Source organism: Chryseobacterium sp., from assembly GCF_022869225.1.
In the GTDB taxonomy this organism is placed as follows: domain Bacteria; phylum Bacteroidota; class Bacteroidia; order Flavobacteriales; family Weeksellaceae; genus Chryseobacterium.
This window is the reverse complement of record NZ_JALIHL010000001.1, coordinates 2,621,266-2,636,891: the sequence shown is the minus strand read 5'-3', so window position 1 is coordinate 2,636,891 and position 15,626 is coordinate 2,621,266. Positions and strand designations below refer to the sequence as shown.

Annotated in this window: 7 protein-coding genes; 4 read left to right on the top strand and 3 right to left on the bottom strand. The window is 37.0% G+C overall.

The genetic code is table 11. From position 1 onward, the window contains the following. Nucleotides 1–60: 60 nt before the first annotated feature. Both MUW56_RS12235 and MUW56_RS12230 read right to left on the bottom strand, forming a co-directional pair. On the bottom strand, nt 61–4,422 hold the full coding sequence (locus MUW56_RS12235) for a CusA/CzcA family heavy metal efflux RND transporter (protein ID WP_292013466.1): 4,362 nt from the start codon (nt 4,420–4,422) through the stop codon (nt 61–63). 141 nt (nt 4,423–4,563) lie between these two features. Then, a complete protein-coding gene (locus MUW56_RS12230; RefSeq protein WP_292013465.1) occupies nt 4,564–4,887 on the bottom strand; it encodes a DUF6660 family protein in 324 nt (107 codons plus the stop codon). 346 nt (nt 4,888–5,233) lie between these two features. Between MUW56_RS12230 and MUW56_RS12225 the strand changes: the two genes are divergently transcribed. The 4 genes from MUW56_RS12225 to MUW56_RS12210 are packed head-to-tail and all read left to right on the top strand — an operon-like array spanning nt 5,234 to nt 13,938. After that, nucleotides 5,234–6,247, top strand: coding sequence for a cell wall anchor protein (locus MUW56_RS12225; protein WP_292013464.1), 1,014 nt, complete (start codon nt 5,234–5,236; stop codon nt 6,245–6,247). Between the two features lie 6 nt (nt 6,248–6,253). Beyond that, the gene (locus MUW56_RS12220) at nt 6,254–6,727 is read left to right on the top strand and encodes a hypothetical protein (protein ID WP_292013463.1); all 474 of its coding nucleotides are present in this window, start codon (nt 6,254–6,256) and stop codon (nt 6,725–6,727) included. A gap of 5 nt (nt 6,728–6,732) precedes the next feature. Then, nucleotides 6,733–13,521: an RHS repeat-associated core domain-containing protein gene (locus tag MUW56_RS12215; protein ID WP_292013462.1), complete on the top strand. Its 6,789-nt coding sequence runs from the start codon at nt 6,733–6,735 to the stop codon at nt 13,519–13,521. Then, complete coding sequence (locus MUW56_RS12210) at nt 13,522–13,938, top strand: hypothetical protein (RefSeq protein WP_292013461.1); 417 nt, start codon at nt 13,522–13,524, stop codon at nt 13,936–13,938. 187 nt (nt 13,939–14,125) lie between these two features. Here the strand turns inward: MUW56_RS12210 and MUW56_RS12205 are convergent, their stop codons facing one another. After that, entirely contained in the window at nt 14,126–15,619 is a 1,494-nt protein-coding gene (locus tag MUW56_RS12205; protein ID WP_292013460.1) for a RagB/SusD family nutrient uptake outer membrane protein, read from the bottom strand. Nucleotides 15,620–15,626 lie beyond the last annotated feature (7 nt).

The window sequence follows — 15,626 nt, the reverse complement described above, 5'->3', positions numbered from 1 at the left end:
ATGCTGTGTGCCATCGATTTCACTTGTCTGGCAGAACGTTTTATTAACAGCGATTTCATATTATTTATTAATGATAGAATTAATGGTAACTACAGATTGATTCACCTGCTGGATAGATTCCAGGTATTTTAACTGAATATTGGTGGCCGTTTGCAAAGCAAAAAGGTACTCTACGTAAGAGATCTCTCCTGTTTTGTACCCTAACTGGGCCGCTTTTACAATTTTCTCTGCATTAGGTACAGCCTGATTTGCATAATATTCATACTGCTGTACATCCTGCTGATACTGGCTGAACGTATTCTCCAACTGGGTGGACAGCTGTTTCTGCTGCATTCTGGCATTCGTTTCCGCCACCTGTTTTTCATATTCCAGCGCCTGGATTCTTGCTTTTGTAGCCCCAAATGTGAGAGGAATAGCCACTCCTACTGTTGCCGACTGAAAACGTTTCCCTGAGTTATAAAAATTCTCCTGTCCGTTGATGGTATGAAAGCCGATCAGAGACTGATTGGTATATCCTAAGCTAAAGTCGGGAAGCCCGAGAGACTTTTCAACCTTTTTATTCTTTTCTGCAATTTCCATTTCCTGATAAAAAGCTTTTACAGTCGGATTGTTGGCAACTACTGCGCTATCGAGTACATTTTCTGCTTTTAAAGGTTCATAGTTTTTATTAAACGGAACTTCAAACTCTTCTGAGGTATTCATAAGGGTCTTCAAGTTTTTATACGCATTACTCAAAAACACCTCATTCTGTCTCAGCAGCAGATCGATCTCTCCTTTCTGGGTTTCTGCCGTATTGATTTCAATCTTTTTAATATCACCGGCTTTAAATCTTACCGTTGCAATTCTGATAAAATCCTCATACACCTGATCCAGGCTCGCCAGCTGTGCTTTGTTGTACTGCAGGTATTCGATCTGATAATAATAAGTACGGACCTGTCTTATCAGCTCATTCGCTGCGATCTCTTTGTCAATCTTCTTACTTTTGATATTCTCATTGATCAGGTCTTTTCTTGCTTTGAACAGCGTGGGAAAAGGAATACTCTGAGAAATGGCAAAAGACTGGTCAAACTTGGGACTGTTGTACTGCCCAAGCTGAGCCTCAAAGCTTAATTTGGGCAGTTCTTTAGCCGTAGGTCTCAGGGCTTCTGCTGATTTGACGCTTAAATCTTTTGATTGTAAGGTTAAATTATTATCCACCGCCATCTCTACCGCCTGTTCTACAGAAATCGGTCTGGACTGTGCCTTAAAAGTCTGTCCCAGCATCATGAATCCCAGCATAAGAAGGATAGTCAATGTTCCTGTATTATTCTTTCTTTTCAAAATCTTGGTATTAAAAATAATATACAGCATCGGCAGCACGAATAAAGTAAGGAAGGTTGCTGTTATCAGTCCACCGATCACTACGGTTGCCAACGGTTTCTGAACTTCCGCTCCCGCCCCTGTGGAAATCGCCATCGGCAAGAATCCTAATGAGGCTACTGTTGCTGTCATTAAAACAGGTCTTAGCCTCGTTTTTGTTCCTTCAAATACTCTTTTCAGAATGTCTGTTTCACCTTCTTTTTCCAGCTGGTTGAAAGTTCCTATCAGAACGATTCCATTCAGCACAGCGACTCCAAACAGGGCAATAAACCCAATCCCGGCACTGATACTGAACGGCATATCTCTTACCAGAAGAGCGAATACTCCTCCAATAGCACTCATCGGAATCGCTGTAAAGATCAAAGCGGCCTGTTTGAATGAACGGAAGGTAAAATACAACAACATAAAAATAAGAAATAACGACACCGGAACCGCGATCATCAGGCGTTTACTGGCTTCCTGAAGATTTTCAAACTGCCCGCCATAGGTAAAGTAATAGCCGGATGGCAGCTTCACCTGTTTATCCAATTTTGCCTGAATATCTTTCACTACGCTTTCTACGTCGCGCCCTTTTACATTAAACCCGATTACAATTCTGCGTTTTCCCTGCTCCCGGCTGATCTGCGCAGGTCCCAGCTTATAGCTTATATTCGCGACCTGTGATAATGGGATCTGCGCTCCTGTAGCTGAGGTAATCATTAAGTTATTAACATCTGAAATATCGGTTCTGTGAAGACTGTCCAGACGGACTACCAGATCAAAACGCCTTTCGTTTTCGAAAACCTGTCCGGCAGCTTTTCCTGCAAAGGCCGTACTTACAGCATTATTTACGTCTTCAATATTCAATCCGTAATTGGCTATTCTTGTCCGGTCATATTGGACATTGATCTGTGGAAGACCGCTTACTCTTTCAATCTGAGGTGCGGTAGCTCCGTCAACGGTCTGAATTATTTTTCCAACCTTATCTGCATATACCGCCAGAGAATCCAGGTTTTCCCCGAAAATCTTTACAGCAACATCCTGTCTGATCCCGGTCATCAGCTCATTGAAACGCATCTGTATAGGCTGGTTTTTCTCAAAGAAAACTCCGGGAATGGTCTCTAATTTCCCGCTGATCTCGTCTGCCAGCTCATTATACGATTTTTTTGTTTTCCATTCGCTTTGAGGTTTCAGGACGACAATCATATCGGTTGCCTCGGGCGGCATCGGATCTGTAGGAACTTCTGCAGAACCTGTCTTTCCCACTACCATTTTCACCTCATCAAACTTCTTAATAATCCTGGAAGCCTGCATCGATGTTTCTATACTCTGGCTCAGCGAGCTTCCCTGGGGAAGTATACAGTGAAATGCAAAATCTCCTTCCTGCAGCTGGGGGATAAATTCACCGCCCATATTTTTAAAAATGAAAGCAGCCAGTACCAAAACCAATATGGTAGCGGAAACTATGGCATACTTTACTTTAATCGCCTTCTGAAGCAATGGCTGGTAGATCTTCTGCAGACGGTTCATCATTTTATCTGAAAAAGTTTCTTTGTGGGAGATTTTTTTAGATAAAAATAATGCGCTCATCATCGGGATATACGTCAATGATAAGATCAAAGCGCCCAGAATGGCAAATCCTACTGTTTTTGCCATTGGAGTAAACATTTTACCTTCCACCCCAGCCAGGGTAAGAATGGGAATGTAGACAATAAGGATGATGATTTCTCCGAATGCAGCACTGCTTCTGATCTTAGAGGCTGAAAGGAAAACTTCTTCGTCCATTTCAGACTGTGTTAATGTCTTTACAGACTTCCTTACTCCCAGATGATGCAGTGTTGCCTCTACAATGATCACAGCGCCATCTACAATCAGTCCGAAATCTATCGCTCCCAGACTCATCAGGTTGGCACTTACCCCAAAAACGTTCATCATTCCCAATGCAAACAACAGGGATAACGGAATAGCCGAAGCCACAATAAGACCGGCTCTCAGATTTCCGAGAAAGATGACAAGAACGAAGATGACAATTAAAGCTCCTTCAATCAGGTTTTTTTCAACGGTACTGATTGCTCTGTCCACCAGATCGGTTCTATCCAGAAACGGTTCTATCACAATATCGTCCGGAAGAGATTTTTGAATGGTGGGAATTTTAGCTTTGATATTGTTGACGACTTCATTACTGTTGGCTCCTTTCAGCATCATCACCACACCTCCTACCGCATCCACTTTTCCGTCATAGGTCAGAGCTCCGTAACGAACAGCACTTCCCAGACGAACATCGGCAACATCTTTTATAAAGATCGGAACGCTGCCCGTTTCATTTTTAACGGCTATATTTTTAATATCTTCCAGAGAAGTTACAAGGCCTATTCCCCTGATAAAATAGGCATTCGGCTTTTTATCAATATAGGCGCCTCCTGTATTTTGATTGTTCTTTTCAAGTGCCGTGAATATTTCAGTAATACTTGTTCCCATTGCCTTTAAACGGTTAGGATCAATGGCTACTTCATATTGTTTCAATTCTCCTCCAAAGCTGTTGATTTCTGCGACTCCCGGAGTTCCGTTGAGCTGTCTGCGGACAATCCAGTCCTGCATGGTTCTGAGTTCTTTGGGATTGTACTTCTTTTCGCTTCCCTTTTTAGGGTGAAGAATGTATTGATATACTTCTCCAAGCCCGGTGCTTACCGGTGCGAGCTCAGGAGTTCCTATTCCTTTCGGGATTTCTTCAACTGCATTTTTTAATTGTTCACTGATGAGCTGTCTTGCAAAGTATATATTGACTTCTTCCTTGAAGACTACTGTAATTACAGAAAGTCCAAACCTTGAAATACTTCTTGTCTCAAGAATATCCGGAACATTTGCTATACTCTGCTCTATAGGAAAGGTGACCAACTGCTCTACTTCCTGTCCCGCCAATGTAGGACATGCTGTAATGATCTGCACCTGATTATTGGTAATATCCGGGACCGCATCTATCGGCAGCCGGGTAGCACTCCAGATTCCCCAGATAATCAGCAGTAAGGTCATTACCCCAATAACGACTTTATTTTTGATACTGAATTTTATGATTTTATCTAACACGATTTTTATTTAATTTTTATTGAAAAACAAGCACTTACAGCTTATAAAGCTGCAGCAAAAATATCATGAAAACCTCTGCAATGGTATTGCAAAGTTTCAGGTAATGCTTAGAAAGCGAACTCTCTAAGGAATCAATAAAAATTAAATTTTAGGAGGCTGCCAGACGTGGTCATACACCTGATAGGCAAAACCATTCTTCTGGAATAGAATTTTCTTTGAAAAATAAGCAGGGATCTGCTCGGGAATTTCTAATAGCGGATCCATTTTAAATGCTGAAACCGTGATTTGACAACAGCTGCAGGCACAAAGCGGTGAACAAACGTCCCCTTTTTCAACAGAGTGTACCCCGTGGATCGTTAATGAGATTTTCTTTTCCCCTGAATCTAACGGTCCGGACATATCTTCACATGGCATCAATGATAACGCCATGAAATAAATTGCCAGTATCCATCTTAACAGATTCATTGTGACAAAGGTAAGTTTTTTTTCTAAAGATGAAGTCTATTGCTCTACAACTTGCTCAGAAAAAACATATTTTCTTGTCTTAGCTTATTTGATTTACTGACTTTTTATTAAAAAATTCACTATCTGGATAAATTATTACAATAGAGATAACAATAAAACAAACCATTCATTAAAAACAACACAAAAACAAACATTTTTTATTAAAAAATATTAACACACTCATAATTAACTAATATTAAGCAACAATTTTTAATAAATTTGCAAAAACAAAAAAAACAACATTAAATACGACATTATTTGTCGCATTCCATTTATAGTTTTACTAAAAAAAATTTTACTAAATAATATGAAAACACAATTATTTTCGATTGCACTGTTAGTGTCATCATTAACATTCGCACAAAATGCAGCAGGTCTAACCGTTCACGATACTAGAACGATCAATGATTTACCCTCTGCCTATAGTAATATAGTTAAGGCAGAATTTAAATCCAGAGATGCAGTGGGGGTTCCAGGAATAGGAAACTATTCGGGTATGTTAACAATTGCTCCTTGGTTTGATAATTCAGGGAACAAACGTCATCAGCTTAATTTTAATGATGGGGGTATTTTTTATAGAAATGGTTTATTTACAAGTACTCAATGGGGAAACTGGAGCAAACTGCTAATACAATCAAGTGAAGGAAAAGTAAAAATTGGTAATAATGATCCTGACACAAATACTGCTGCTTTATTAAGGATATATGATAAAGATGATGTTATGATGGAAGTTGCCAATTCATATGGTACATTTCAGATTGCCAAATCTGGATGTAATGGTTGCTACGGAGGCACGACAGGTGATACGGTTTTAAGAAATCTGGGACAGACTCATAACATTATTATCGCTCAGCCAAACAATAATAATGACGGTAATTCCTTCGTAGGATTTCAGGATGCTTACCGAGGGATATGGATCAAATTTCTCAACAATGGAATTGCCAAATTCGATGGTAAAATCCATGCTAAAGAAATTGAAGTGAAAGCCAATGTATGGGCAGATTATGTCTTTAAAAAAGATTACCAATTAAAATCTTTAGAGGATGTTGAAAAACATATTATTGAAAAAGGACATTTGCCTAATATCCCAGCAACCCAGGAAGTACTCGAAAACGGAATTAACGTTGCCGAAATGAATTCCAAGCTTCTTGAGAAAATTGAAGAATTAACTCTTTATTCGATTGACCAAAATAAACAAATAAAGCAACAGGCAGAACAGCTTAAACAGCTTCAAAATGAAAATGAAGTTTTAAAAGCTCAATCTGCCAAAATTGAAAAACTGGAACAACAGGTTCAACAACTCTTATCAACACAAAAATAATCACAAATGAAAAGAAAATTATTATCGCTATCATCACTGATGATAGGGTTCTTAGGTTTTTCCCAAACCGAAGTTTATTTCAAATATGATGAGGCTGGAAACCAGAGATATAGAGGAATCGATGCTGCGGGTAAAAAAGCCGAAGAAATTGTTTCAAAAGAAAATAATACAAAAATAGCCGCAGTTGCCCAACAATCTCCTGTTATCGATGAAAAAGCATTCTTAAAACAAATACGTCTGTACCCGGTCCCTGTCAATGACTACCTTACCATAGACTGGACAGAGGAAGTAGATGGACTCATAGAATCTGTTTCATTGTATCAACACAGTACAGTTCACTGGAAATTTCAGCAGCAGAATATCCCAAGCTTAAACCGTCAGGTTAAAATCAATATGACTGGTTATGATTGGGGAGTATATGTTGTACGTTTTACGCTAAAAGACGGCAGAATTTTTAGTAAAAACATCACCAAACGATAAGAATCATGAAACTTTACGATAAGAAAATACAACTATTTTCATCATTTATACTGTCTTTATGTTCAGTTTTGGGATTTTCACAGACTATATTATATCAGGCAGAAACCACATCGCGCACAGTTCAGGATCCACAAACAGTGGTGTTAGCTCCAGGATTCCGTGCTTCTTCCAGTTCATCGAATCCCTTTGTTGCTAAGATTGGTCCTGCTACGGAAAATCCGGGAGGAGGACCAACTGATTCCAACGCAGGAAGTACAAGCCCTAGTGGTATAATTGAGACTGACAACATTAAATTTCATGATACAAAAGGAAATGTAGAAGTCAATCAGGCTGGCCAATTACAATTTACATTGCCTATAGCTCTTCCTCCAGGCATTAAGAATGTAGCTCCACAGATTAACCTAATGTATACTAGTGGCTCTGGAAACGGAATTGCTGGTTATGGATGGAATATTTCAGGAATTACAACTATCTCGAGAATTGGAAAAAATATTGAACAGGATGGAGAATCCAAGGGAATCCAATTAAATTATTCAGATTATTATAGCTTTAATGGACAAAGATTGATTCTAAAATCTGGAGAATATGGCAAAGATGGAGCAGAATATGTAACAGAGAAATATTCTAATATTAAGATAAAATCAATCGGACAAAATTCTGGACAAACCGGCCCTCTTTATTTTGAAGTAACTTTTGAAGATGGCTCTCAAGCCCTATATGGACTTAACGCGGACGCAAGAACTTCGCTTGAATACAACATTAATATATGGAAGGATATTCAAGGGAATTATATTTCTTATAATTATGTGCAGGGAAATGGAGTCACTACGATACACAGCATAGCATGGGGAGGAAATGAGAATTTAAATAAGCCTCATTTTAACACAATCGAGTTTACATATATCAATAGATCTTTAAGAGAACAATCTTATGTAAGTGGAGTAAGCCTTATACAGAATAACTTATTAAAAGAAATTAAAGTAACTTCAAATGGCAACCAATTTAAAAAGTATAAAATCGAGTATGCCAATAACAATACAAATTATCTATTTGCCAATAAAATAACTGAATACAATTCTAATAATGAGCCGGCAAATCCTATAATTTTCGAAAACGAGTCTGACCCAGCCGGTGTCAATAGTAACCTCTTCAGACAAGATGCCAGATTTGATAACATTAGGGGTGACAATGTTCTTTCCGGAGATTTTAATGGAGATGGAAAATTGGATTTCCTTAATGAAAAAACTTTGATGCTGGGAAGATTAGATGGGACTGGTAACTTTGTAAATGTTAATTACAGTGGAACAGCATTATCCATAGGAACATATGCTGATGCTAACACACCATTTAGCGATCAGGTATTGATAACAGGAACCATAAATAGAAATTTAAAGAAAGGCATTATTTACTTTTATAAATATGTTAATAATGCTTTTGCCAATATAGCAATCAAAGAAGTTGACCTGAGCGCTTATCCTCAGCTTTTTGAAGCTGCGGACCCAGATGAGCTTAGATGTCATTTTGACGGCAGCACCAATAGAATAGATGCAAAAGAAGTAGATTTCAATGGTGATGGTATATCTGAGCTAATTCTTATGGTCAAAAATGAGCATATGTGGACCTGTCAGGATTATAATTCCAGCTATACATGGCCGGAAACTACAGGTGTGGATATGAATTTCTATGTTGATTTTAAAAATAATATATTTTCTCTTATTGACGATGCTAATTTTTATGTTGATTATAAAAACACAATAAATATTGATCTTGATGGAGATGGGAAAACCGAGCTACTTCACAGATTACCCGGCATCTTAACATTTTTAACATTCAATGTTCAAAACTCTAAATTTGAGAAAATATATTCTGATATCCAGGCTGGAAATAGCGGATATAATGGCAGTCTTCCTCCAATCATAGGAGATTATAATGGTGATGGAAAAACAGACATTTTAGTCCCTGTAGCAGAAGATTCTTCTGATTGGAATATGTATATTTCTTCAGGAAAGGGGTTCGTTAATTATTACTACTCTAATCTTTTCTTATACAAACCTTCATATACAGGATCTGGAAGAAAATTCAGAAACAGCTTAAGATCTTACTGGGCACCGGATTTAAACAAAGATGGAAAAAGTGACTTTTTGGTATTTGAATCACAGAAGTGGTTTAGAGATTGTCTAACATGCGTAAATAATCCCGACTCAAGCTATGGGTTTAATTATTTTAGAAATACCGGCGTAGATTCTACAGGCAAACCTATTTTCACCTTTAATTATAATATAAATCCTAAGGAAGCTACAGATACTGGAAATATCGAAGATGAAGACATCAATTATTCAATGTATGGAGAGCACTATGTTCCTATGTTTGGATCTTTTAGATTGTCAAAACTAAACACTGAGTTTATTATTTTACATAAAACCAAATTAATTACATGGAACTTAGACATAAAAACAGATGTTATTTCAAGAATAAAATCTATCAGTCAAAGTGGAATTAAAACGCAAATTGATTATTCAAATTTAGTAAACGGAAATGTATATAAATCTTACTACAATACATCTCCTATTTTCTATCCATACGCCAATATTATTCAAAACTTCAACTACTATGTAGTCTCTACAGTTACTCAGGGAGAAAGAAGGCAGGAATTCAGATACAGGGATCTTATTGGAAACCTTAACGGAAGAGGGATAATAGGCTTTAGACAAACCGCAAGATCCACTTTTTTCACAGATCTATTTGTAAATACTAAAATATGGAATGGTTCCGAAATTAATCCATTAAACGAAGGGTTACCATATAAGGACTGGTCTATCAGAACTACCGATGAAAATAAAATTTTCCCGGATGATATTTCACTGAATAATTATCAATTATTATCGTTTAAGCAATATGACTATAAAATTGACAAGCTTTTAAATGGTAGCGTAGTCACAAATACAGTAGATCCTATTAATAAACCTAAAATTGTTACGGCAATCAATCCAGCTATTACTGTTTCAAAAGATTTTCTGAATGATATTAAAACCGTTAATAAGGTAGAAGAATATGACAATCTATATTTTCCAAAAAAATCTGTAAAAACTATCAATGATGGCTATGCTATTTTGACAACTCAGTTAGAGTACTATCCTCCCAATACAACTCCGGGAAGCAATTATAGTATTGGTAAACCTAAAAGCAAAACAGATACTAATCAAGCCTATGGGGATACTAAATCTACCAAAGAAGAATATACTTATGAAAACAACCTCTTAAAAACTCTTAAAGTCTGGAATAGAGATAATACAGCATACCTGTTAGATTCCTATAACTATGATGAGTTTGGAAATATCACAGAAAAAACAGTAAGCAACAGTCTGGATTCTCAAACTCAAACTTCAAGTAATAAATATGACGACAAGGGAAGATTTGTTACTAAAAAAACAGATAATCTAGGTTTACAAACTAATATTATTTACAATGATTGGGGACTTGTTACAAAACAAACCGATCCTCTTGGAAATACTTTAGTAAATGAATATGATGGTTGGGGAAAAGTTTTAAAGTCCAAAACTAATTTAGGAGGAACTACCACAAATGAATATAAAAAAGATCAACAATATAATTCCACAGTAATCCAGTACGACCCTGACGGAAATATTTCAAAAAAATACACCAACAAATGGGGACAAGAGTACAGAACAAGCATAAAAGCACTTGAACAAGGATATTATATTTCCACAGATACTCAATATGACGTCTTAGGAAGAAAAAAAGCTGAAAGCGAACCTTATGGTGAAGGGTTAAGTCCATGGCAATGGAATGTTATAGAATATAATGACTTATTCTATCCTGCCAAGGTTAAAACTACAGCATTGGCAATGCTTAATAATTGGGGACAAATTTCTTCTTTTTCCGGAAAACAGGTGGAAACATTTGTTTCAGGAACTATAACTACCTCCACGGAACTCAATGGATACCATAGGATTACTTACAAAACTACGGATGCTTTAGGAAATACCACATCCACAACTGATCCAGGAGGATCTATAGTTTTCTCCTACAATGCAGCAGGTGAACAAATCAAAGCTCAATATGCTGAAAATATTGTTACGACTAAATATGACACCTGGGGAAGAAAGTCAGAATTCAACGATCCTTCCAACGGAATTTATAAATATGAATATGATGGATTTGGACAGCCTAAAAAAGTTATCAGTCCTAAAGGAACAAAAGAATATATTTATAATAATCTGGGGCAATTAATCTCTCAGAAAGAAATTTCTACTGCTGATGGCGGACAGGCTACCAATAAAACAATATCGTTTGTATATGATGACAAAGGAAGGTTGGTTTCAAAATCAGGAACATCCAATGGAAAACCGTACAGTTCTAATATTACTTATGATCCACAAGGTAGAATCTTATCATCATCTGAAAGCAGTAATGAAAGATATTTTATTCAAAAAGGAATTACTTACGATGATAAGCTAAGGGTTACGTCTTATGAAAAGCAGCTATTCTCTGCCGGAGTATTAACTAAAGTCCAGATAGAAAATGTTTACAGTGCCTGGAATGGAGATTTATATCAGATCAAGGATAAAAACTCAGGGAAAATTTTATGGGAACTTAAAAATTTAGATGCAAAAGGACATGTTATCAAGGCTCAACTGGGAGCTGCTGAGATTAATCAAACGTATGAACCCGATGGTACTTTAAGTCAGGTAAATCATGGATCAGCAGCTAAACAACATATCTTAAGACTTTCATACACTTTTAATCCTATTAAAAATGAGCTGGAATCAAGAAGTACAGATGGAGATTTTTATATTCCAGAATCATTTGACTATGACGATAACAATAGGCTGATCAATTGGAGCAACCCAGTGACAGGAACTAAAACACAAAATGCAATCCTGAATACTTATGATGCAAAAGGAAGAATCTTAGAAAATAATCAGGTAGGAAAAATCAAATTTGAAAATTCAACTAAGATCTACCAACCAACAGGGATGACCTTAAATGCTGCAGGAGAACAAAATTATAATAATGACCTAATTCAAACGATCACTTATAATGAAAACAATGATCCTGTATTCATTGATGGAATGAAGGGTGATATAACCTTCCAATATGGACTGACTGCAATGAGACAAAGGGTTACTTACGGAGGTAATTTTAATGCTGACGGAAATGGAAAATTCACCAAATTCTATAATGAAGACGGAAGCTTCGAAGTAACAAAAGACAATATCACAGGTAAAGAAAAACATATTCTTTATATTGGTGGATCTCCTTACGAAAGCTCTATTATTTATGTTAAGAATTATAATGAAACATCAGCTTCCTATAAATTCTTGCATAAGGATTATTTAGGCAGTATCTTAGCCATTAGCGATGAAGCCGGAAACAAACTGGAACAAAGACACTTCGATGCTTGGGGTAACCTTACTCATCTTCAGATTGGCAGCGGGCAAATCATAACTGATGTAAATAAAATACAGGAAATTGTAAACACCGGAGGACTGTTATTGGAAAGAGGTTATACTTCTCATGAACATTTCATGGAAGTTGGAATCATTCATATGAATGGAAGATTATATGATCCGTTATTGAGGAGATTCTTAAATGCAGATGAAAATATTCAGGATGCATACAATACGCAGAGTTATAACAAATATGGATATGTAATGAATAATCCATTAATGTTTAATGACCCCAATGGTGAGATTGCACTTCCTGCCGCTATGCTTGTTGCATTTGCTGCCGCAATTGTTACCTCTATCACCGGTGATTATATTATGAACAGGCCAGTTAATATAGGAAGTTTATATCAATCGGTAACTCTTGCTGCTATGACCTCTTATTTAACATTTGGTGTAGGTGAGCTTTTTAGAGCAGGAGGCCAGATAGCAAATTCGTTAAGTCAAACAAGCCTGATCATTGCAAGAGCTGGAGCACATGCTATAACCCAGGGAACGCTTTCCTATATGCAAGGCGGAAACTTCTGGAGTGGAGCTTTAAGCGGAGCCTTTGCAAGTGCATCTAATGATTTATTAGATCTGGCTGTAAAACATGTAGGAGAAAATAATATACTTAGAAGTGATGGTTTTGCTCTATTCAATGGAGCTGTAAGTGGTGGTGTTGGTTCTGTACTTGGAGGTGGAAATTTCTGGATGGGCGCAGGACAGGGTCTAATGGTAACTGCTTTTAATTTTCTAGCGCATAAAACCTCCTTTCATGGAATTAAATTTGTTGATGAAGATGATAATGTCATCGCTAAATATGCAACAAAAAAATATAATGCAACTATTAAAGTTCCATATAAATCGATAGGAAAGGGGTTAAATTTGAACGAAATGTATAAAGCTCTACCAGACATAGATGTAGTAGGAATTGGTATTGGTGGTGACTTTACTTTCGCAATGGGAGGAGGAAAATCAATTGAGTTCGTATTTTTCCTTGATGGTGTAAACGCAGGCAGCTGGAGTACCTTCACCGCAGAAAGAGGAAATATTGGTATTTCTGGACAATATAGTGTTTATGGTATCTTGGGAGATTATTTTGATGATGCTAACTTAAAATCTAGCGACTATACTGGATACTCATTTTCAGTTTCTTCTGATGTAAAAAAGATTAATAATGTTGGAGCAAGTTCCTTTTGGTCACCAAAAAATTATGAAGCTGATAAATCGGGCTTTAAATCAATGTTTGATTTATCTAAAAGATCTTGGTCTGGGGTTAATGTTTCTGTAGGTTTAGGAGGTGGATTTCAATGGAGCCGTACACATACTAATTTTTATAAATAAATGAAAAAGAATATTAAATACTTAGTTTTCGTATTATTGTTTATTATTGTTATAATTTATAATAATTTAAATTCAAATTCATTCACTGATGAAATGAAATCCGATTATTTTCCCATGGAAATGAAAGGAAAGATATATGATATCTCTCGTATAAAAGGAGGGTCTGTATATTTAAATATTCATACGGATTCCAATGATGACGGAATCAGTATTAGAAATTCAGATTTTGTTTTAAATAGTATTAAAAAGCAATCTTATTTCCGAAAACTCCCAAATAGTAATCAATGCTATATGATAAAAGGGGACAGCATTATGTATTTTGATTGTTATATTTTTTCAAAAGAAGATTCTGTCAAGATAGGAAAAATTAAAGGATGGAATCCAACCATTACAAATCACTGGTTATTAAAGAAATAAATAATAAAACTCCTTAATAGCAGATAGATTAACTTAATTTTTAAGTATAAAATTTCCATTCTATTAAAAAACATAGACCACTCTTTAATAAGGGTGGTTTTTTATTATTCATACTTAATTATTAAAATTAAAAAACCACCGCAAAAAGCAGTGGCTAAAAAATCAAATCTAATTATTGAACGATGGACTATAAATTCGGGTTATTTTCAAATTCTTTCTGTGGAATGCTGAACAGATAGTAGCTGCTGTTCGGAACAAAAGCAGACTGATCAGGGAATGCAAAAACAGAATGTCCCCTGCCATCAACGGTTTTCACAGTACCGTCCGGCGTGGTTACCTGAACTTTAACAGGTTGACCGTTAGCATCTACAAAACGTTTTCTTACTACGGTTCCCTGTGTTCTGATAATATCTGAAAGCGAGAATCCTTCTCCAAAAAGTTCTTTTCTCCTTTCAATTAATACTTCCTTCACTACCTCACTCTGAGCCAGAGACCCGCTATAGACGTTTGCCATTCTTGCCGATTTCAATTGGTTTAAAACCGTTACAGCCTGAGATACGTTTCCATTTCTGGCCTCTGCTTCAGCTTCGATCAGGTACATTTCTGCAGCCCTCATGTATACAATATCCGCAATAAGACCTGTTTTAAATTTAAACTTAGCATACCTCAGCAGTCCTTCTCTGCCTTTAAGACCGTCCCATGAGAATAGCTGAGACCTGACATCATTGGAATCAAACAGATCTTTAAAATACGGGTCAGCCATAAAACTGTAATAATAACTTCCTGAAGATGACACATCCAGGTAATGGAAAGCATAGCTTGCTCCCGATTGTTCCTGAGTCTGGCCATGTCCCCAGATCCATTCTGCATTATTGATATCATTGAAACCGTCCTTATACTTTTCAGGAGCCATCAAAGAATACCCTTCTCTTGCCACTTTCGCTGCAGCGGCGGCTTTACTCCATTCCCCGGTATTCAGGTAGGTTCTTGCCAAGATTCCGTTCACTACGGAGCGGTTGATCTTATCTTTATTATTTCTGGTATAGTCTTTTAACAGGTGGTCTGCATCAACGAGGTCACTTTTAACCAATGTATAAATCTCCTCCAGACTGGCTCTCTTCTTTCCTGCTGTGCTTATGGTTGAGGGTTCTGTATAAATGGGAGCCGTCAGGGCCGTTTTATCCTTCAGGTAGCTGAACTGGTAAAAGCTCGCTATGTTCAGATAGCAGAAAGCACGCAAAGCCTTTGCCTGCCCTTTTACCTGGTTCTTTTTTTCCTGGCTGCCATCAGTCCCGTCAATCCGTGCAATAACATTGTTCATGTTGTTGATCGTGGAATACAGCATAGACCAGATGAATAACGGCCGGCTGGCTGTGTTGTTGACCATCTCAGTAAAGGCATACGTAGAAGAAAACCCGTACTTATTGGTCAATACTGCCACATCGCTTCCCATCGCATCACTGGCTCTAAGAACGGTAGAATATCCAATATTCGCATAGGTGGTCCCATCATCATTGAATCTCGCCCATGTTCCGTTAATTACTGTTTCAGCACTTTCAGCAGTTTTAAAAACCTCTAAATCATTAGCCTGGTCAGTAGGAGCTGTAGCGAGCTCACTTTCACAGCTTGTAAGAGACCATGCTGCGATGAAGGCAAAAGATAAATATTTTAAATTTTTCATTGTTTCA